At 35.1% G+C, this 16,335-nt stretch carries 11 protein-coding genes; 10 read left to right on the top strand and 1 reads right to left on the bottom strand.

Annotated elements, in window-relative coordinates; translation table 11 throughout:
• The first annotated feature begins 119 nt into the window (after positions 1 to 119).
• Together FFWV33_RS11895 and FFWV33_RS11890 are read left to right on the top strand one after the other, a co-directional pair.
• Positions 120 to 1,226, top strand: a complete 1,107-nt coding sequence (locus FFWV33_RS11895) for an ABC transporter permease (protein WP_108741096.1) — start codon at positions 120 to 122, stop codon at positions 1,224 to 1,226.
• A 59-nt stretch (positions 1,227 to 1,285) separates the two neighbouring features.
• Positions 1,286 to 2,410, top strand: a complete 1,125-nt coding sequence (locus FFWV33_RS11890) for an ABC transporter permease (RefSeq protein WP_108741095.1) — start codon at positions 1,286 to 1,288, stop codon at positions 2,408 to 2,410.
• Here FFWV33_RS11890 and FFWV33_RS11885 read toward each other — a convergent pair.
• Positions 2,407 to 6,915 (bottom strand): PAS domain S-box protein, encoded by a 4,509-nt coding sequence (locus FFWV33_RS11885; protein ID WP_108741094.1) that lies wholly within the window; start codon positions 6,913 to 6,915, stop codon positions 2,407 to 2,409. The two genes, FFWV33_RS11890 and FFWV33_RS11885, sit on opposite strands and share 4 nt — an antisense overlap.
• A gap of 537 nt (positions 6,916 to 7,452) precedes the next feature.
• Here FFWV33_RS11885 and FFWV33_RS11875 point away from each other — a divergent pair.
• The 8 genes from FFWV33_RS11875 (at position 7,453) to FFWV33_RS11845 (ending at position 16,330) form a co-directional block, all read left to right on the top strand.
• On the top strand, positions 7,453 to 8,913 hold the full coding sequence (locus FFWV33_RS11875; protein ID WP_108741092.1) for an NAD(P)/FAD-dependent oxidoreductase: 1,461 nt from the start codon (positions 7,453 to 7,455) through the stop codon (positions 8,911 to 8,913).
• Between the two features lie 47 nt (positions 8,914 to 8,960).
• Complete coding sequence (locus FFWV33_RS19665; protein ID WP_255505326.1) at positions 8,961 to 9,092, top strand: hypothetical protein; 132 nt, start codon at positions 8,961 to 8,963, stop codon at positions 9,090 to 9,092.
• Positions 9,093 to 9,259: 167 nt separating this feature from the next.
• The gene (locus tag FFWV33_RS11870) at positions 9,260 to 10,573 is read left to right on the top strand and encodes a TolC family protein (protein ID WP_108742540.1); all 1,314 of its coding nucleotides are present in this window, start codon (positions 9,260 to 9,262) and stop codon (positions 10,571 to 10,573) included.
• 54 nt (positions 10,574 to 10,627) lie between these two features.
• Positions 10,628 to 11,716, top strand: a complete 1,089-nt coding sequence (locus FFWV33_RS11865; RefSeq protein ID WP_108742539.1) for an efflux RND transporter periplasmic adaptor subunit — start codon at positions 10,628 to 10,630, stop codon at positions 11,714 to 11,716.
• Between the two features lie 93 nt (positions 11,717 to 11,809).
• Entirely contained in the window at positions 11,810 to 15,055 is a 3,246-nt protein-coding gene (locus FFWV33_RS11860; RefSeq protein ID WP_108741091.1) for an efflux RND transporter permease subunit, read from the top strand.
• Positions 15,056 to 15,114: 59 nt separating this feature from the next.
• Positions 15,115 to 15,420, top strand: a complete 306-nt coding sequence (locus tag FFWV33_RS11855; RefSeq protein ID WP_108741090.1) for a hypothetical protein — start codon at positions 15,115 to 15,117, stop codon at positions 15,418 to 15,420.
• A gap of 45 nt (positions 15,421 to 15,465) precedes the next feature.
• Positions 15,466 to 15,651: a YgaP family membrane protein gene (locus FFWV33_RS11850; protein ID WP_108741089.1), complete on the top strand. Its 186-nt coding sequence runs from the start codon at positions 15,466 to 15,468 to the stop codon at positions 15,649 to 15,651.
• Positions 15,652 to 15,874: 223 nt separating this feature from the next.
• Positions 15,875 to 16,330: a MarR family winged helix-turn-helix transcriptional regulator gene (locus FFWV33_RS11845; protein WP_108741088.1), complete on the top strand. Its 456-nt coding sequence runs from the start codon at positions 15,875 to 15,877 to the stop codon at positions 16,328 to 16,330.
• Positions 16,331 to 16,335: the final 5 nt, after the last annotated feature.

Raw genomic sequence — 16,335 nt, 5'->3', positions numbered from 1 at the left:
ACAGATACTTTAACAAATGTATTGGTTTTTGCAGTTAAATAAAATAGTGAAAAGATTAAAAAATAGTTTGTCGGTTTCTGAAATAGAAATCTGAAACCTGAAACTTTAAACAAACAAAAATGAAAAGATTTATCGGTTTTATAAAAAAAGAATTCTATCACATTTTTCGTGACAAGCGTTCTATGTTTATTCTTTTCGGAATGCCTATTGCACAAATTATGTTGTTTGGTTTTGCCATTACAAACGAAATCAACAATGTAAAAATCGCCATACTTGACAAATCAAATGATACCGAAACCCAACAAATTATCCAAAAAATAAGCCGCTCATCTTATTTTGATATCGAGCAAGAAATTAAATCTGAGTCCCAGATTGAAAGCGTATTCAAAAAAGGGAAAGTCAAAGCCGTTTTGGTTTTCGAAAAAGACTTCATCAAAAATTTACAAACCCTCAAAAACGGAAAAGTTCAGGTCATCACCGATGCTACCGATCCCAATATGGCCAACACCATATCCAATTACATCAGTTCTATATTACAAAATTATATTCAAGAAAAAAACAAAAACATCCAGCCTAGCTATCAAATTCAGACGCAAACCCAGCTGTTTTATAACCCAGCCATGAAAAGCGTTTTTACTTTTGTCCCTGGCGTAATGACCGTAATTTTAATGTTGGTATCGGCCATGATGACCTCCATATCCATCACTCGAGAAAAAGAATTAGGTACTATGGAAATCCTGTTAGTTTCGCCTCTCAAACCCATTCAAGTCATCATAGGCAAGGTGTTCCCGTATATCTTTTTATCCATTATCAACGCTGCTATCATCCTACTTTTGGGCTATTTTGTGTTTGAAATGCCCATCGAAGGAAGTTTACTTTTACTCGCCCTAGAGACCGTATTATTCATCATTTGCGCCTTGACACTCGGGATTTTAATTTCCACATTGGCAGATTCTCAGCAAACGGCTATGATGATTTCGCTCTTCGGCCTCATGTTACCAGTTATACTACTTTCGGGCTTCATCTTCCCCATTTCGAGCATGCCATTACCGCTACAAATCATAAGTAATATCATTCCCGCCAAGTGGTTTATCATCATCATCAAAGCCATTATGCTCAAGGGCGCTAGTTTTTCAATAATTTGGAAAGAAACGTTAATCTTAATCGGAATGACCTTTCTATACACAGGCTTGAGCATCAAAAAATATAAAATTCGTTTGGAATAATCCTAGTAACCCAGTCAGGGTTTTGAACCCTGACTGGGTTTAAAGTTTAAATACAAATTATGAAAACAATCCTCTTCATCATACAAAAAGAATTCAAGCAAATCTTTAGAAACAAAGGGATGCTGCCCATCATTTTCATTTTGCCATTAATGCAATTGGTAATTCTGTCTAATGCAGCGAGCTTTGAAGTCAAAAACATTAAATTCGCCTATGTAGATTACGACCACAGCGCTGGCTCACGTGAGCTAATCAGTAAATTTGAAGCTTCCCACTATTTCAATATTGTTACCGCTTTTCAATCCAAAAAAGAAGCGAATCTCGAAATGCAAAAAGGCAATGTAGATGTAATTTTAGAAATCCCGCTTCATTTTGAACAGCAGCTCATTAAACAACAAAACACCAATTTATCGGTAAGCATCAATGCTATTGACGGCGCAGCGGCGGGAGTTTCCAACGTTTATATCTCACAAATCATTTCGGGTTACAACCAGTCTATTCAAACCAAACTGCAAACCTACCAACAAGGAGTTGCAATACAACCAGAAAGAATTACAACTATCCCTTCCTTTTGGTACAACAAAACACTCAATTACAAGACCTTTATGGTTCCTGGAATATTAGTTTTGCTGGTTACTATGTTGTCTTTATTTTTATCGTCCATGAATATTGTTCGCGAAAAAGAAGTAGGTACCTTAGAACAGATCAATGTAACCCCCATCAAAAAACATCAATTTATAATTGGTAAATTGTTTCCGTTTTGGGTATTGGGACTGGTGATTTTATCCGTTGGGTTACTGATTGCCAAAGTTATTTTTAACGTACCAATTTTAGGAAATATTTTCTTGGTGTATGGATTTACAGCCGTCTACCTGATCTTAATTCTAGGCATCGGGCTATTTATCTCCAATCATACCGAAACCCAACAACAAGCCATGTTTATTGCTTGGTTTTTCACTGTGATTTTCATCCTCATGAGCGGTTTGTTCACACCAATTGAAAGTATGCCAACTTGGGCTCAAAACATTACGTTGTTGAACCCAATTCGGTATTTTGTAGAAGTAATAAGAATGGTTATGCTCAAAGGTGCTGGTTTTAACGATATCAAATTACAATTGGGTATTATTGCGCTTTATGCCTTTGCGATCAACGGTTTTGCAGTTTGGAGTTATAAAAAAACGAATTAAACCGCACACCATTTCGAAACCACTCGCTCCAAATCGGCAAAAATAATTGGTTTGGAAAGGTAATCGTCCATACCGGCTTCAAAACATTTTTCCTTCTCACCTACTAATATTCCTGCTGTTAATGCAATTATCGGTACATTTTGATAACCTTCAAGTTGTCTAATTTCTGCAGTGGCCTCATAACCATTTTTGACGGGCATTTGTATGTCCATGAAAATAACATCGATTTTCTCCGATTTACATTTCTCTACACCCAATTCACCATTTAAGGCTTGATGAATTTCACAATTAGGCATTATTTTCTTCAATAAGGTACGAGCCAGTAACATATTGATTTTGTTATCTTCTACCAACAAAACAGTCTTAACGTTTAGAAGTTTTAAGGCAATTGGGTCATTGATAATAGTCGCACCTACAGCTGTACTCGTAGCATTCAAAACAGTATTGAATGCTACCGTAAAGAAAAATTCGCTCCCAATCCCTACTTTCGACTTAAGTTCTAATTGGCTGCCCATCAAATCGAGTAATTGATTTGAAATGGTTAAACCAAGACCAGTACCGCCAAATTTTCTACTAGTTGAATTATCTTCTTGAACAAACGATTTAAAAATTTTACTATTGCTGTGCGATTTGATTCCGATTCCGGTATCCTTCACAGAAAACAAAACCTGGACCTGATCTTCCCTTTTTGATGGTACTTGTTTAATAGTAAACAAAACCTCGCCGCGTTCTGTAAATTTAAGCGCATTTCCAATCAAATTGACAACAATTTGTTTCAGTTTTACCTCATCACCCATTACCCATTCTGGAATCTCTTTATCAAATTCGTAGGTAAGTGCAATTTTTTTCTGAGCTGCTTGTTGCTTAAATAAATCGATAGTTTTATTGCAAAGGTCATGCAGATTTACCTTTTCAATGTCTAGTTCAACATTACCCGATTCAATTTTAGAAAAATCGAGTATATCATTTACAATTCGCATCAAACTATTTGCCGATTCATTGACTGTATTAATGTATTCTTTTCGAATCTTTTTAGGATTTTTTTCTTTCAATAAAGAAGAGAATCCAATAATACCATTCAACGGTGTACGTATTTCATGACTCATATTGGCCAAAAATTGTGTTTTTGCTTTATTAGCAAATTCAGCCTGATCCTTAGCTTTTCTAATTTCATTTTGCATTACTTTTTGCTTCGTAATGTCTATCACACTTAGTACAATTTCGTCTATAGTTCCGTTTTCACCCCAAAGCGGAAAACCATTCATTTGTACCCAAATAATTTTTTTACTCTTTCCTACATTGATACCAACCGTTAAGTTTTTGATTGGCTCATTGGTCCGTAATATTTGATTAACCACATGATCATCGGTTAAGATTTTCTTTTTATTCTCGTCTACATACGACAAGCTTTCGATCAATTTTTTTAAATCCTCTTTATCCTCTATGGTAGTATTAAGGAGTTCGAGTATTTTATTATTACTAGTCAATATTGTTTTATCAGGTCGGTATACAATTATTGCAGCTTCAAGATTGCTTAATAATCCACGGTATCTTTTTTTACTTCTCAGTAAGGATTGTTCAATTTTTTTAGTCGCCGTTATATCTCTAGACAAACAAATAAACAAAGTGTCTTTAAACTTTTTTCCATCAAGCTTTGAAACCGATAGTTCAAACCAATGAATTCCTGTTGGTAATTCTAACCAGTATTGCTTACCGGTTGAAATTCCTTTGTCATATGATTCAAGTATTGCAGCTTCCGCAACTTCTGCCGCATGAGCAGGCAATATTTGTTTATACTCTTTTCCAATAAAATAGTCAGATGGTGTAGACAACAAATTATCACTATGGGAATGATAGCTCACAATTATTCCGTCGCCACTTATTTCAAAAAGTAAATCAGGTAAGGCGTCAAAAACCCCTTTAAGCCTTGTATTGACCTTTCTAAATTCTTCCTCAGCTTTTTTGATTTCGGTAATATCTAACATAGATCCCATAATCTTGATCGGAACTAAATTTTCGTCTCGAATAATGACGTCTCTCTCATAAAAATAGCCATAAGATTTATCATTTTTTAGAAATCTAAATTCGGAAGCCCAATAATTCTTCTTTTCAGCAACAACTCGCTCAAATGACTCGATTATTCTCTCCTTATCTTCGGGATGCAAACGAGAACGCCACAACCTTTGATTTTCAGCAGGAGAAGCATCATCATCATAAAAACCTAAAATCTCATTGTAACTTTTGTTATGCCAACTTGTTCCATCAACCAAATTAAGTTCAAAAACAATATCATTTGTGGTTGTAGCAATCTTTTCAAATCGCTCATTAGATATTCTTAATTGTTGCTCACTATTTTTATGAATGGTAATATCGGTCATAGTACCAATATAACCCATCACTTTTCCATTCGAGTCTCTTTCGGCTACGGCAGTCCCCAAAACCCAAATTATCTTTTGATTTGGCTGTACAAATCTAAACTCAATAGTTTGTTCGTCACCAGTACGAATTAGCTCATCCCACAGCACGCGTAAATTTTCGCGGTCAGCTTCGTGTACCGCATGAAACCAACCTTGCTCAATAATTTCCACATGACTCAACCCCAGAATTTTTACTGTATTCGAGTTAACAAAAGTGATATTACCATAATAATCAGAACGGAATATTCCAACAGGAGAAACTTCTGCTAACGTGTGATACCTACGTTCGCTTTCTACCAACTCTTTTTCTGTCTCGTTTCTTAACCTTTCTTTTTCGAAAATTTCCAAAGCAAAAGCCACATCACCTGTAGCTTCTCTTAGTAATGCGATTTCGGTAGTATCAAAAAAATCTTTTTCTTCAGCATAAAAGGCAAAAGAACCAATAGCACGTCCAAATGTGATGATTGGTAATGCAATCATAGATTTAATACCTTTACTCAGCGCTTCTGTACTCCATGGTGCCATAACTGCATCTGTCTCGATGTCATTACTTACCACATATTTCCCACTGTTTATGGCTGTAAAACAAGGACCTGTACCAAATTGATTGATATAGTTTTCGGTTAAGGGCACTTGCTTCAAATGTTGTTCATCATCACCAGCAATCATTACATGATCTATTTTATTGGTGGTTGGATTTACAATGCCAATCCAGGACGTTTTAAATTTACCGAAGTCTACAGCAATGGTACAGGCTTCCTTAAATAACGTCTCTTGATCTTTTGTCCTTACAATCATTTGATTGATCTGGCTAATAAATTGATACAATCTATTTGCTTTTAAAACCTTATGATTTGCATTTACCTTCTCTGTAATATCGGTTATTACACCATGACAAATTACCGTACCTTCAGGCTCGCGCACAGGTAAGGAATTTACTTCGTGCCAAATCAATCCTTTTTGCGGATGATTGTAACGATATTCATGTTTTAATGGGACAAATTCAGTTTTTGTCTTCATAATTTTTTCCAGAAGTAAAGCAACATCTTCTAAGTACACACTTGAAAAAATCAAATTTGCATCTTTTTCTACTTCTTCAAATGTATAACCACATAAGGCTTTCATAGCACTACTCGCATACGGAAAACATAAGGATCCATCCTTATTTTGTCGCATAGAATAAATCATTCCTGGCGATGTAGCTGCAATATTTTGAAACTTAATTTGCTCTTTTACAAGTATTTCCTTGGCTTCGATTCGATCCGTCACATCTCTAATGTTCATAATTATACCTTGAACAGCAGGATCATGTAATTTGTTTACCATAGTTCCTTCGATCCAAATAAAATGTCCTTTTTTGTGCTTTATTTGCATCAAAATTGGAATTACTAAATCAGGATTTTCAAGAGACATTTGGAATTTTTTTTCACAGTATTCCAAATTATTTGGCAGTAAAAAATCAGTCATTGGAAAATAGGTGCGTTCATCATCTGTATAACCAGTGATTTGCAAAGCTCCTCCAGACCTGAAAATTATCTTTTTATTAGCATCAAAAATTGCAATCACTTCTTGATTGTACTCAACCAAAGCTCTAAACTTTTTTTCGTTTTGCTCTAAAGCATTACTAATACTCTTCTTTTCGGTTATGTCCTTGAAGAAAACGGAGATACCATTAGAAGAGGGATAAATATGATTTTCGAACCATAATCCATAAGTTGGATAATATTGTTCTACACAAATGTATTGTTGTTTTTCGAATGCTTTGTGGTACGCATCGTAAAATCCTAACTCAGTTCCGCTTGGGAACAAATCCCAAATACACTTACCTAATACATCATTTGCATTGCAGTCTAAAAATTCTGCTGCCTTTTGATTCATGTACGTATAACACCAATTGGCATCAAGCGCTATAAAAGCATCAGTAATTCTTTCGAAAATACAGAAATGGATGTCTTCTTGAAAAGCTACATCCTTTGGCTCATTGACACTCTCCAAATTTGTTTTATCCAATTCCAAGGTAGCTACAGCCTGTTCAAGGGCTGTTACTTTCTTTTCCAAGTCTTCATAAGAGAGCTTTTTATCTTCCATAAATCTGTATTATAAGTCACACTTCGTCGTTTACACTAAGTCTACTTTAAAGATAGCATAAATTTAAAAAAAAACAACCAATTTGCTTATTAAAATGTTAAAGGAATTAAAGACTTCCCCTAATTACAATTTTAAATTAATAATTAGCCTACAAATCCTATATGGCAGTACTACTATTCTTAAATTAATATCACCACTTTATCAAGATAGTTGGAGGCAGTTGTGCAACAATTGTACTTCGTCCAGACGAACTTTGCTATTTCGAATACTGAATACAAATTATAAAATTACAGCGTTTTATTTTATTTAAAAAAAAATCAAAAAAAATCAAATCAGAAAAACAAACACCTAAATCTTTGTAAATCTGATAATTATCATTTTTTTCATTCCATTTTAAAAGTACTTTTATACTTAATACAGTAAACTCATTAAAAAGTTTTTTTTTTAGCAAATTAAAAAGGCTGTGTAACAAATGTCACTGTGATTCACAGATAGTTAGTAGACCTTTATCTTTTCAATTAATTAAATCATAGTCATATGTCAAAGATAGTAATTATAGGAGCAGGAATTTCTGGCCATACCGCAGCGGCTCATTTGCGTCGAAAACTCAACAAGGAACATGAAGTTGTTGTTGTTTCTCCCAATCGAAATTACCAATGGGTTCCATCGAATATTTGGGTGGGAATTGGTAGAATGAAAGCAGAAGAATTAATTTTCCCGCTAGAACCATTATACAAAAGAAAAGGCATCGGCTATAAACAAGCCAAAGTTGTTTCGTTTCATCCAGAAGGAAATGCAACAGAAACTAAACCTTATGTAGCGGTTGAATATGTTTTTGGCGCAGATCAAGGAAAGACCGAAAATGTAACCTACGATTACTTGATTAATGCAACAGGTCCAAAATTAGCGTTTGACATGACCGAAGGATTAAATCCCGGTACAAACAAAGCTTTCTCAGTATGTACTTATGACCATGCTCAACATGCATGGCACGGTTTAAAAGATCTTATCGATCAATTAAAAGGGTCTAATAAAAAAGCTAAAGTTTTAATTGGAACGGGGCACGCCAAAGCAACTTGTCAAGGTGCTGCTTTTGAATATATTTTGAATGTTGAAAAAGAATTGGTTCGTCATGGTGTAAGAAATCAAGTTGAAGTAACCTGGATTTCTAACGAAAATGATTTAGGCGATTTTGGAATGGATGGGATGCTACTGGATTACAACGGTTTAAACATGAGATCCAAAGACATGATCGAAATGATTTTTGAAGATAGAGGCATCAAATGGATTCTGGGTGCTGGTGTTAATAAAATCGAAGATGGCGTAGCACATTACGAAAATCTGGAAGGAGAATTCAAATCAGAAACCTATGATTTTGCGATGTTGATACCCGCTTTTTCAGGTCATGGTTTTAAAGGGTATGATAAAAATGGCGCTGATATTACCGATAAATTATTCAAAGGCTTTATGATTGTAGATGCCGATTATACACCGAAACCTTATGAAGAATGGACGGTTCAAGACTGGCCAGAAACCTATCAGAATCCTTCTTACAAAAATATTTTTGCACCTGGAATTGCTTTTGCACCACCACATTCTATTTCGAAACCACGAAAAAGTAAAAACGGAACTGATATTTTTCCAGCTCCACCAAGAACGGGAATGCCTTCTGGAATTACAGCTAGACTAGTAGCTGACAACATTATCGATTCTATTAAATCCGGAAAAGAATCCTTGCATCACAAAGGTTCTATGGGTAATATGGGAGCGGCTTGTATCGCTTCGGCAGGTTTTGGAATGACACAAGGAAGCGGCGTGAGTATTACTACCTACCCTATTGTTCCTGATTATATAAAATATCCACAAACCGGTGGTCGTGACATCAATAAAACCTTTGGAGACATTGGATTGGCAGGACATTGGGTAAAACTCTCTTTGCATTATGCCTTTTTATGGAAAGCAAAAATGCGTCCGTTTTGGTGGTTGATTCCTGAATAGTATTCAGAGTATAAGACAGAAGTACAAAGCAACTAAAAAATAAAATCATGACACAAAGAATATCAAAATCACAACATTCAAAAATGCAAAATGTTTTTATACAATTTTTTAAATTTTTCTATTTAAATATCAGAATATTAAAAATTGTTGCTGGCGGACATGGCAGTACTAGAGGATAAAAAACAATCCAAAAACACGGACAATCCTTTACAAAACAAACAAATCCAAAAGCATTTTAGAGCCTATTCTGAAATGCTTTACTATTTTATTTACCAAGTGTGACTATTGTTACTGTAGAGCTCATATTGCAAAATTATCTTTGTGTAATAATTAGAACCAAAAAATGATGAAGAAAATTAATTTAATAGTATTGGTCGGAATGATTTCCATCTCGACTTTCAGTTATGGTCAAGAAACGTTAGCTATTTCTAAAAGTGAGCTTTCGCAAAAAGTGACTGAGAAAAATTTACAAATTAAAATTGCAAACCAAGAGTTCAAATCGGCACAAGCAGATTATAGACAATCGAATGCTATTTTCTTACCGAATATCACCGCCTCGCACACTGCGATTACAACTACAAATCCTTTAATGGCTTTTGGATCTAAATTGAATCAAGAAATTTTGACCGCTTCTGATTTTGATCCGAATTTATTGAACAATCCAAATCGCATTCAAAATTTTGCTACCAAATTTGAGATTCTACAACCTTTAATTAATGTAGATGGAATTTATGGTCGTCAAGCAGCTAAGGCTAAAATGAATGCTTTCGCATTACAAACGGAGCGCACCAAAGAATACATTGAGCTAGAAGTGAATAAATCGTTTATGGAATTGCAACTGGCCTACAAGGCAGTTTCGGTTTTAGAAAAAGCAAATACTACTGCTGATGCTAACTTGAAATTAATAGAAAACTATTTTAAACAAGGAATGCTGCAAAAAACAGATTTATTATCCGTTCAAGTGCGTGTAAATGAAGTTAAAAATCAATTGCAATATGCTAAGAGTAACATTCAAAATGCTTCTGATTATTTGGCTTTTTTACTAAATGAAAATATTGGAGATAAAATATACAAACCAACAGAAGAATTAGAAAACAGCATTACGATTGAAAGCAATGCAACAACTCTTTCTGAAAATCGAAAAGATATTCAAGCCATGAATTTATCGACTACAGCTTATCAAAAAATGATGTTGTCTAGCAAAATGAATTTCTTACCTAGATTAAATGCTTTTGGTAGTTACGAATTGTATGATGATTCCTTATTTGGAACCGCTGCTAAGGGATATTCATTAGGTGCGCAATTGTCATGGAATGTTTTTGATGGTTTTAAATCCATAGGAAAAATGGAAAAAGCAAAAGCTGATTTTCAGAAAGCCGAAATTGAAACCCAACAATACAAGGCCAAAAGCCAACTGGAGTTAAACAAAACCAATCGTCAGTTAAGAGATGCTGAAAATAAAGTAAATCTTGCCCAATTGGATCTAGAACAATCACAAGAAGCGTACAGAATAAGAAGCAACCGTTTTACTCAAGGGTTAGAAAAAACAACGGACTTATTGCAAACGGAAACTCAAATGTTCAAAAAAGAATTGGACTTTTTACAAGCTGTTTTTGAATACAATTTCACTCAACAATATTTACAGTTTTTAACAAAATAAAAGTCAATTTCAATGACAATTTCAAAAATCAATTTCAATTTTAAAAGCAATATAATGAAGAACTTTTTATTTAAAACGACAATAATCGCTTCCCTTTTTGTCCTACTTATTTCTTGCAACGGAGAGAAAAAAGAACCCATCACCGAATTGCCTGCCATTGCAGTAAAAGTAAGTGGAGTTTCTGAAAATGATAACAGTCCGTTTGTAAGTGCTAGCGGAAAAATTGAAGCAGAAAACAGTGCAAATTTGAGCACTCGAATGATGGGATATGTAACTAAAGTAAATGTTATAGTAGGACAAAAAGTAGCCGCTGGACAAACGCTGGTAAGTATCAATAATACCGATTTACAAGCCAAAAAAGCACAAGTTGACGCAAGTATTTTACAAGCAACGGCTGGATATAATAATGCTAAGAAAGATTACGATCGTTTTATGAATTTGTTCAAGCAGCAAAGTGCTTCGCAAAAAGAATTGGATGATATGACCGCACGATACGAAATGGCAAAAGCAGGATTGGAAGGCGCCAGACAAATGCGAAATGAAGTCGTAGCACAGTTTAAATACTCCAACATTACGGCTCCGTTTTCGGGCGTGGTAACCAATACTTTTATTAAAGAAGGTGATATGGCCAATCCAGGAATGCCATTGGTAAGTATTGAAGGAGCATCAAAATTACAAGTGACAGCAATGGTATCTGAAAGTGATATTACAGCAATCAAAAAAGGGATGCCTGTTACTGTTTTGGTCAAATCGAGTAACGACCAACTTACCGGGAAAGTAAGCGAAGTAAGCATATCTGCCAAGAATACTGGTGGACAGTATTTAGTTAAAATTAATTTGGACAAAGCAGATGCCTCGGTATTATCAGGCATGTTTGTAAACGTTCAATTTCCAATCGAAAAACAACAAAACGCCTCTAAAAGTGATGTAATGTTGATTCCAGAAACGGCTTTGATAAAACAAGGACAACTTACTGGATTATATGTGATAGGTAACGATAGCATTGCCATATTAAGATGGTTGCGTATTGGTAAAACTTTTGGGAATCAAGTCGAAGTACTTTCTGGATTGGCTGCAAATGAGCAATACATTGTTTCGGCTGAAGGAAAATTGTTTAATGGTGCAAAAGTTAGTATTCAGTAATTAGTGATCAGTTTTCAAAATAATAACTAATAGTGTTCAGTTTCAGGAGGACAACTTTAAACCTGAAACTTTAAACTTTAAACAAAAAAGAATATGCAAGAAGGAATTTCAGGTAAAATTGCCAATTTTTTCATCAATTCAAAACTAACTATTTTGATGATGGTGGGTTTGATGATCATTGGGGTTTATAGTTCTTTTCTGATTCCAAGAGAAGAAGAACCACAAATTAATGTGCCAATGGCTGACGTCATGGTGGGATATCCAGGAGCGAGCCCTACGGAAGTTGAAAGTCGTGTGGCCAAACCGCTAGAGAAAATTATTTCGAATATTAAAGGGGTTGAGCACGTGCATACAATGGCTATGAACGGTCAAGCCATGCTGATTGTTCAGTTTTATGTTGGTCAGGATGTGGAGCGCTCGTATGTAAAACTATACGACGAACTAGCAAAACACGAAGATATGTTCCCAAAAGGAGTGTACAAACCGATGGTAAAAACTCGTTCTATTGACGATGTACCGATGTTGGGTATTACGCTTTGGAGCGAAAAAATAGATGATTTTCAATTGCGCCAGATTGCTGAGGAAGTAACATCGGAAATTGAAAAAGTAAAAGATGTTGCCATCACTAAAGAAATTGGTGGACGCAGCAGAACCTTAAAAGTGGTTCTAGACAAAGATAAAATGGCCGAAAACGGTGTGGATGCCCTAGGTATCATGCAAATGATTCAAGCCAATAATGGAAGCTCACAATCGGGTAGTTTTGTCAATCAAGACCAAGAATATTTGATTACGACAGGTAAATTTTTAACATCAGCAGATGATGTCGAAAATCTAGTGGTTGGGGTAAACAAAAACTTACCTGTGTACCTAAAACAAGTAGCTAAAATTGAAGACGGACCGTCAACAGCTAGCAATTATGTGTCTTTTGGATACGGAAAAGCCAATAAAGAATACAAAGCAGATCCATCTGAATATCCTGCCGTTACGATATCTGTAGGTAAAGTAAAAGGTGCCGATGCAATGAAAATCTCGGAGAAAATTATTGAAAAAGTAGACCATTTAAAATCAAATTTGATTCCGAATGATGTACATGTTGAGGTAACTCGTAATTATGGAGAAACAGCCTCAGACAAAGTAGGCGAATTATTGCTGCACTTAGGAATTGCAATTTTGGCGGTAACTATTTTGGTGATGTTTGCCATGGGATGGCGCGGTGGATTGGTCGTGTTCTTCTCGGTTCCGTTAACATTTGCATTGACATTGTTCAGTTATTATATGCTGGATTACACCCTAAACCGTATCACGCTTTTTGCTTTGGTATTTGTGGTAGGTATTGTCGTGGATGATAGTATTATTATTGCCGAGAATATGCACAGACATTTCAAGATGAAGCGACTCCCGTTTAAACAAGCCGCTATTTATGCGATAAACGAAGTAGGAAATCCAACGATTTTAGCAACATTTACCGTTATTGCCGCTATTTTACCAATGGCATTTGTATCTGGAATGATGGGCCCTTATATGAGCCCAATGCCAATTGGAGCATCGATTGCAATGATATTATCACTTTTTGTTGCCTTAACGGTGACGCCTTATTTAGGATATCATTTATTGCAAGAAAAAGACGATCAAGAGCACAAACATGCCGAAGGTCTTGAAACCAATTTTATTTACAAAATATACAACAAAATTGAGCGCCCATTGCTAGAGAGTAGTGCCCGAAGAAGAATTCTTGTTGGAATTACCGTACTACTTTTAATAGGTTCTGTTGGAATGTTTTTTGGGAAAGCCGTTTTGGTAAAAATGTTACCTTTTGATAATAAAAACGAGTTCCAAATGGTGATTGATATGCCCGAAGGTACTACGCTAGAGCGAACTGCCGCAGTGACTAAAGAGATTGCGCAATATTTGACTACCATTCCAGAGGTGGTTGATTACCAAAACTACATAGGTACCTCAGCGCCAATTACCTTTAACGGATTGGTACGTCATTATGATTTGCGTGGTGGAAGTAATATGGCAGATATCCAAGTGAATTTGTTACACAAAGAGGATCGCAAATTACAAAGTCATGATATTGCCAAAACAGTACGTCCGAATATTCAAAAAATTGCCCAAAAGTATGGTGCGAATGTAAAAATTATTGAAGTTCCGCCAGGGCCTCCTGTATTGTCAACATTGGTTGCTGAGGTATATGGTCCTGATTATAAAGATCAAATAAAAGTAGCGCAACAAGTAAAAGACATTTTGCATAAAACAGATGGCATTGTAGATATTGACTGGACCGTTGAGGACAATCAAGTCGAATACAAACTAGAAGTAGACAAGGAAAAAGCAATGCTGAACGGAATTGCACCGCAACAAGTAGTTGGGAATTTGACTTATTTATTGAAAGAATATCCTGTCTCTGACTTATATGCTGAAACTTCAAATGATAATGTAGGGATTGTTCTTTCGCTAGACGACAAGGATAAAACAAGCTTGCAAGACATTCAGAATTTGAAAATAAAAGGAAATCAAGGCAATATGATTCCCGTAAGTGATTTAGTAAAAGTAGTAAAAGGAACTTTACAAAAAACCATTTATAGAAAGGATCAAAAAAGAGTGGTTTATGTTACGGCTGATATGGCTGGAGCATTAGAAAGTCCTGTTTATGCCATTCTTGGAATGACCGAGAAATTAGACAAAATGAAAATTCCAAAAGGGTACAAAGTCAATGAATTGTACATGGAACAACCCACAGACGAAAGCGATTTCACTGTAAAATGGGATGGAGAATGGCAGATTACTTTAGAAGTATTCCGTGATTTAGGAGTTGCTTTTATGGTTGCCATTGTGATTATCTACATGTTGATCGTGGGATGGTTCCAAAACTTCAAAACTCCAATCGTAATGATGTTGGCTATTCCGTTATCGTTAATCGGAATTGTATTTGGACACTGGTTGCTAGGCGCTTATTTTACAGCAACTTCTTTTATTGGTATGATTGCCTTAGCTGGAGTTATGGTTCGAAATTCTGTTTTACTGATCGATTTTATCGAAATCAGACTGAATGACGGTATCGCATTAAAACAAGCCATTATAGAGGCTGGAGCAGTTAGAACCTCTCCTATTCTATTGACAACAGGAGCTGTTGTAATAGGAGCTTCTATCATCTTGTTTGACCCCTTGTTTCAAGGATTAGCAATTTCACTAGTATTTGGAGCTATCGTTTCAACTATTCTTACGTTAATTGTAGTGCCTATTATTTACTACATCACAGAGCGTAAAAAATGGGAATCCTCCACCAACCTTTCCGAAGGAAGAGAGACAGTACTTAATAAAGAAAATGATATATAAATTTAATGACCCCAATTCCCTCCCTTTTTTGGAGGGAATTGTTATAATTCTAAAACACTATGAAATTACTCATCATAACAGCTATATCGTCATTTGATAGCGAAGTAAAAAGAATGCTAAAACAAGCAGATGTAAAAACCTTTACTTATAAAACAGTAACCGGATTTAAAGATTTATCCGAAGAGGCAATTGAAAGCAATTGGTTCGGAAGCAAAATCAACGAAAACGAATCCATCCTTTACTATGCTTTTGTAAAAAAGGAAAAAGTAGACTCCTTTTTTGAACTAGTTGATGCATTTAATGGCGAACAAAAAAGTGCTTCTCATGTTCATGTCGCTGTTTTAAATATCGAAAAATCAAACTAATAATTTATTTAGAGGAAGAATTCCCTCATCACACGCAATACCACTATGAAAAATAAAGTTTTTAGAATCCTAGTAGGATCATTCATTTTAATAAGTTTATTATTAACCCTTTACGTCAATCAAAACTGGATGTGGTTTACCGTTTTTATAGGTGTCAACTTAATCCAATCCGGATTTACAAAATGGTGTTTATTAGAAACTATTTTATCCAAAATAGGATTAAAAGACTAATACAATCATAAACCAATCATCACCCGATTTGCATCAAGCTTATCGGGTTTTTTTTATGTTTATTTTGGGCGTATCCTACTCTATTTATATCCACAAAAAAGTATTAGTTCAAAACCTAGTGTTGCAACTAAAATGTTTATTAAATGTTAAAATTTACATTCATTTGTATATACAAATGAAATAACCGCTACATTTGTACCTACAAATAACAAATGAAAAAGCAATGACCATCGAAGACATAACCAAAACAACAGGAAAACTTGATGATTCGACAAGAGTCGTCTTGAACATCTTGTATACAGAAAAAGTTATTTCAGAACAATTTGCTGAAATTTTGAAACCCTACGAACTCTCTAGTGAGCAATACAATGTGCTTCGCATACTAAGGGGTCAAAAAGGAAATCCCGCTAACATGTACCTCATACAAGAGCGCATGGTAGCAAAAACGAGTAACACTACTCGCCTAGTGGATAAATTACTACTCAAAAAGTTTGTGACCCGTCAAGTTTGTCCTGACAATCGACGAAAAATAGAAGTTTTAATTACTCAAAAAGGTCTTGATACCTTAATAGAATTAGAACCAAAAGTAAAAGAACATCAACGTACTTTTACAAAAAATTTGACAATAGCCGAATTACAGCAACTTAATCAATTATTAGAAAAATACCGAAACAAATAAACACT

It is taken from the genome of Flavobacterium faecale, assembly GCF_003076455.1.
Taxonomy (GTDB): Bacteria; Bacteroidota; Bacteroidia; order Flavobacteriales; family Flavobacteriaceae; genus Flavobacterium; species Flavobacterium faecale.
The sequence above is the reverse complement of the archived record's forward strand: the minus strand, read 5'-3'. Positions and strand labels throughout refer to the sequence as shown.

Coding starts and splice junctions, on each gene's coding strand:
- FFWV33_RS11850 (WP_108741089.1), top strand. CDS start 15,466: ATGAAAAATAAAGTTTTTAGAATCCTAGTAGGATCATTCATTTTAATA.
- FFWV33_RS11885 (WP_108741094.1), bottom strand. CDS start 6,915: ATGGAAGATAAAAAGCTCTCTTATGAAGACTTGGAAAAGAAAGTAACA.
- FFWV33_RS11870 (WP_108742540.1), top strand. CDS start 9,260: ATGAAGAAAATTAATTTAATAGTATTGGTCGGAATGATTTCCATCTCG.
- FFWV33_RS11855 (WP_108741090.1), top strand. CDS start 15,115: ATGAAATTACTCATCATAACAGCTATATCGTCATTTGATAGCGAAGTA.
- FFWV33_RS11875 (WP_108741092.1), top strand. CDS start 7,453: ATGTCAAAGATAGTAATTATAGGAGCAGGAATTTCTGGCCATACCGCA.
- FFWV33_RS19665 (WP_255505326.1), top strand. CDS start 8,961: ATGACACAAAGAATATCAAAATCACAACATTCAAAAATGCAAAATGTT.
- FFWV33_RS11895 (WP_108741096.1), top strand. CDS start 120: ATGAAAAGATTTATCGGTTTTATAAAAAAAGAATTCTATCACATTTTT.
- FFWV33_RS11845 (WP_108741088.1), top strand. CDS start 15,875: ATGACCATCGAAGACATAACCAAAACAACAGGAAAACTTGATGATTCG.
- FFWV33_RS11865 (WP_108742539.1), top strand. CDS start 10,628: ATGAAGAACTTTTTATTTAAAACGACAATAATCGCTTCCCTTTTTGTC.
- FFWV33_RS11860 (WP_108741091.1), top strand. CDS start 11,810: ATGCAAGAAGGAATTTCAGGTAAAATTGCCAATTTTTTCATCAATTCA.
- FFWV33_RS11890 (WP_108741095.1), top strand. CDS start 1,286: ATGAAAACAATCCTCTTCATCATACAAAAAGAATTCAAGCAAATCTTT.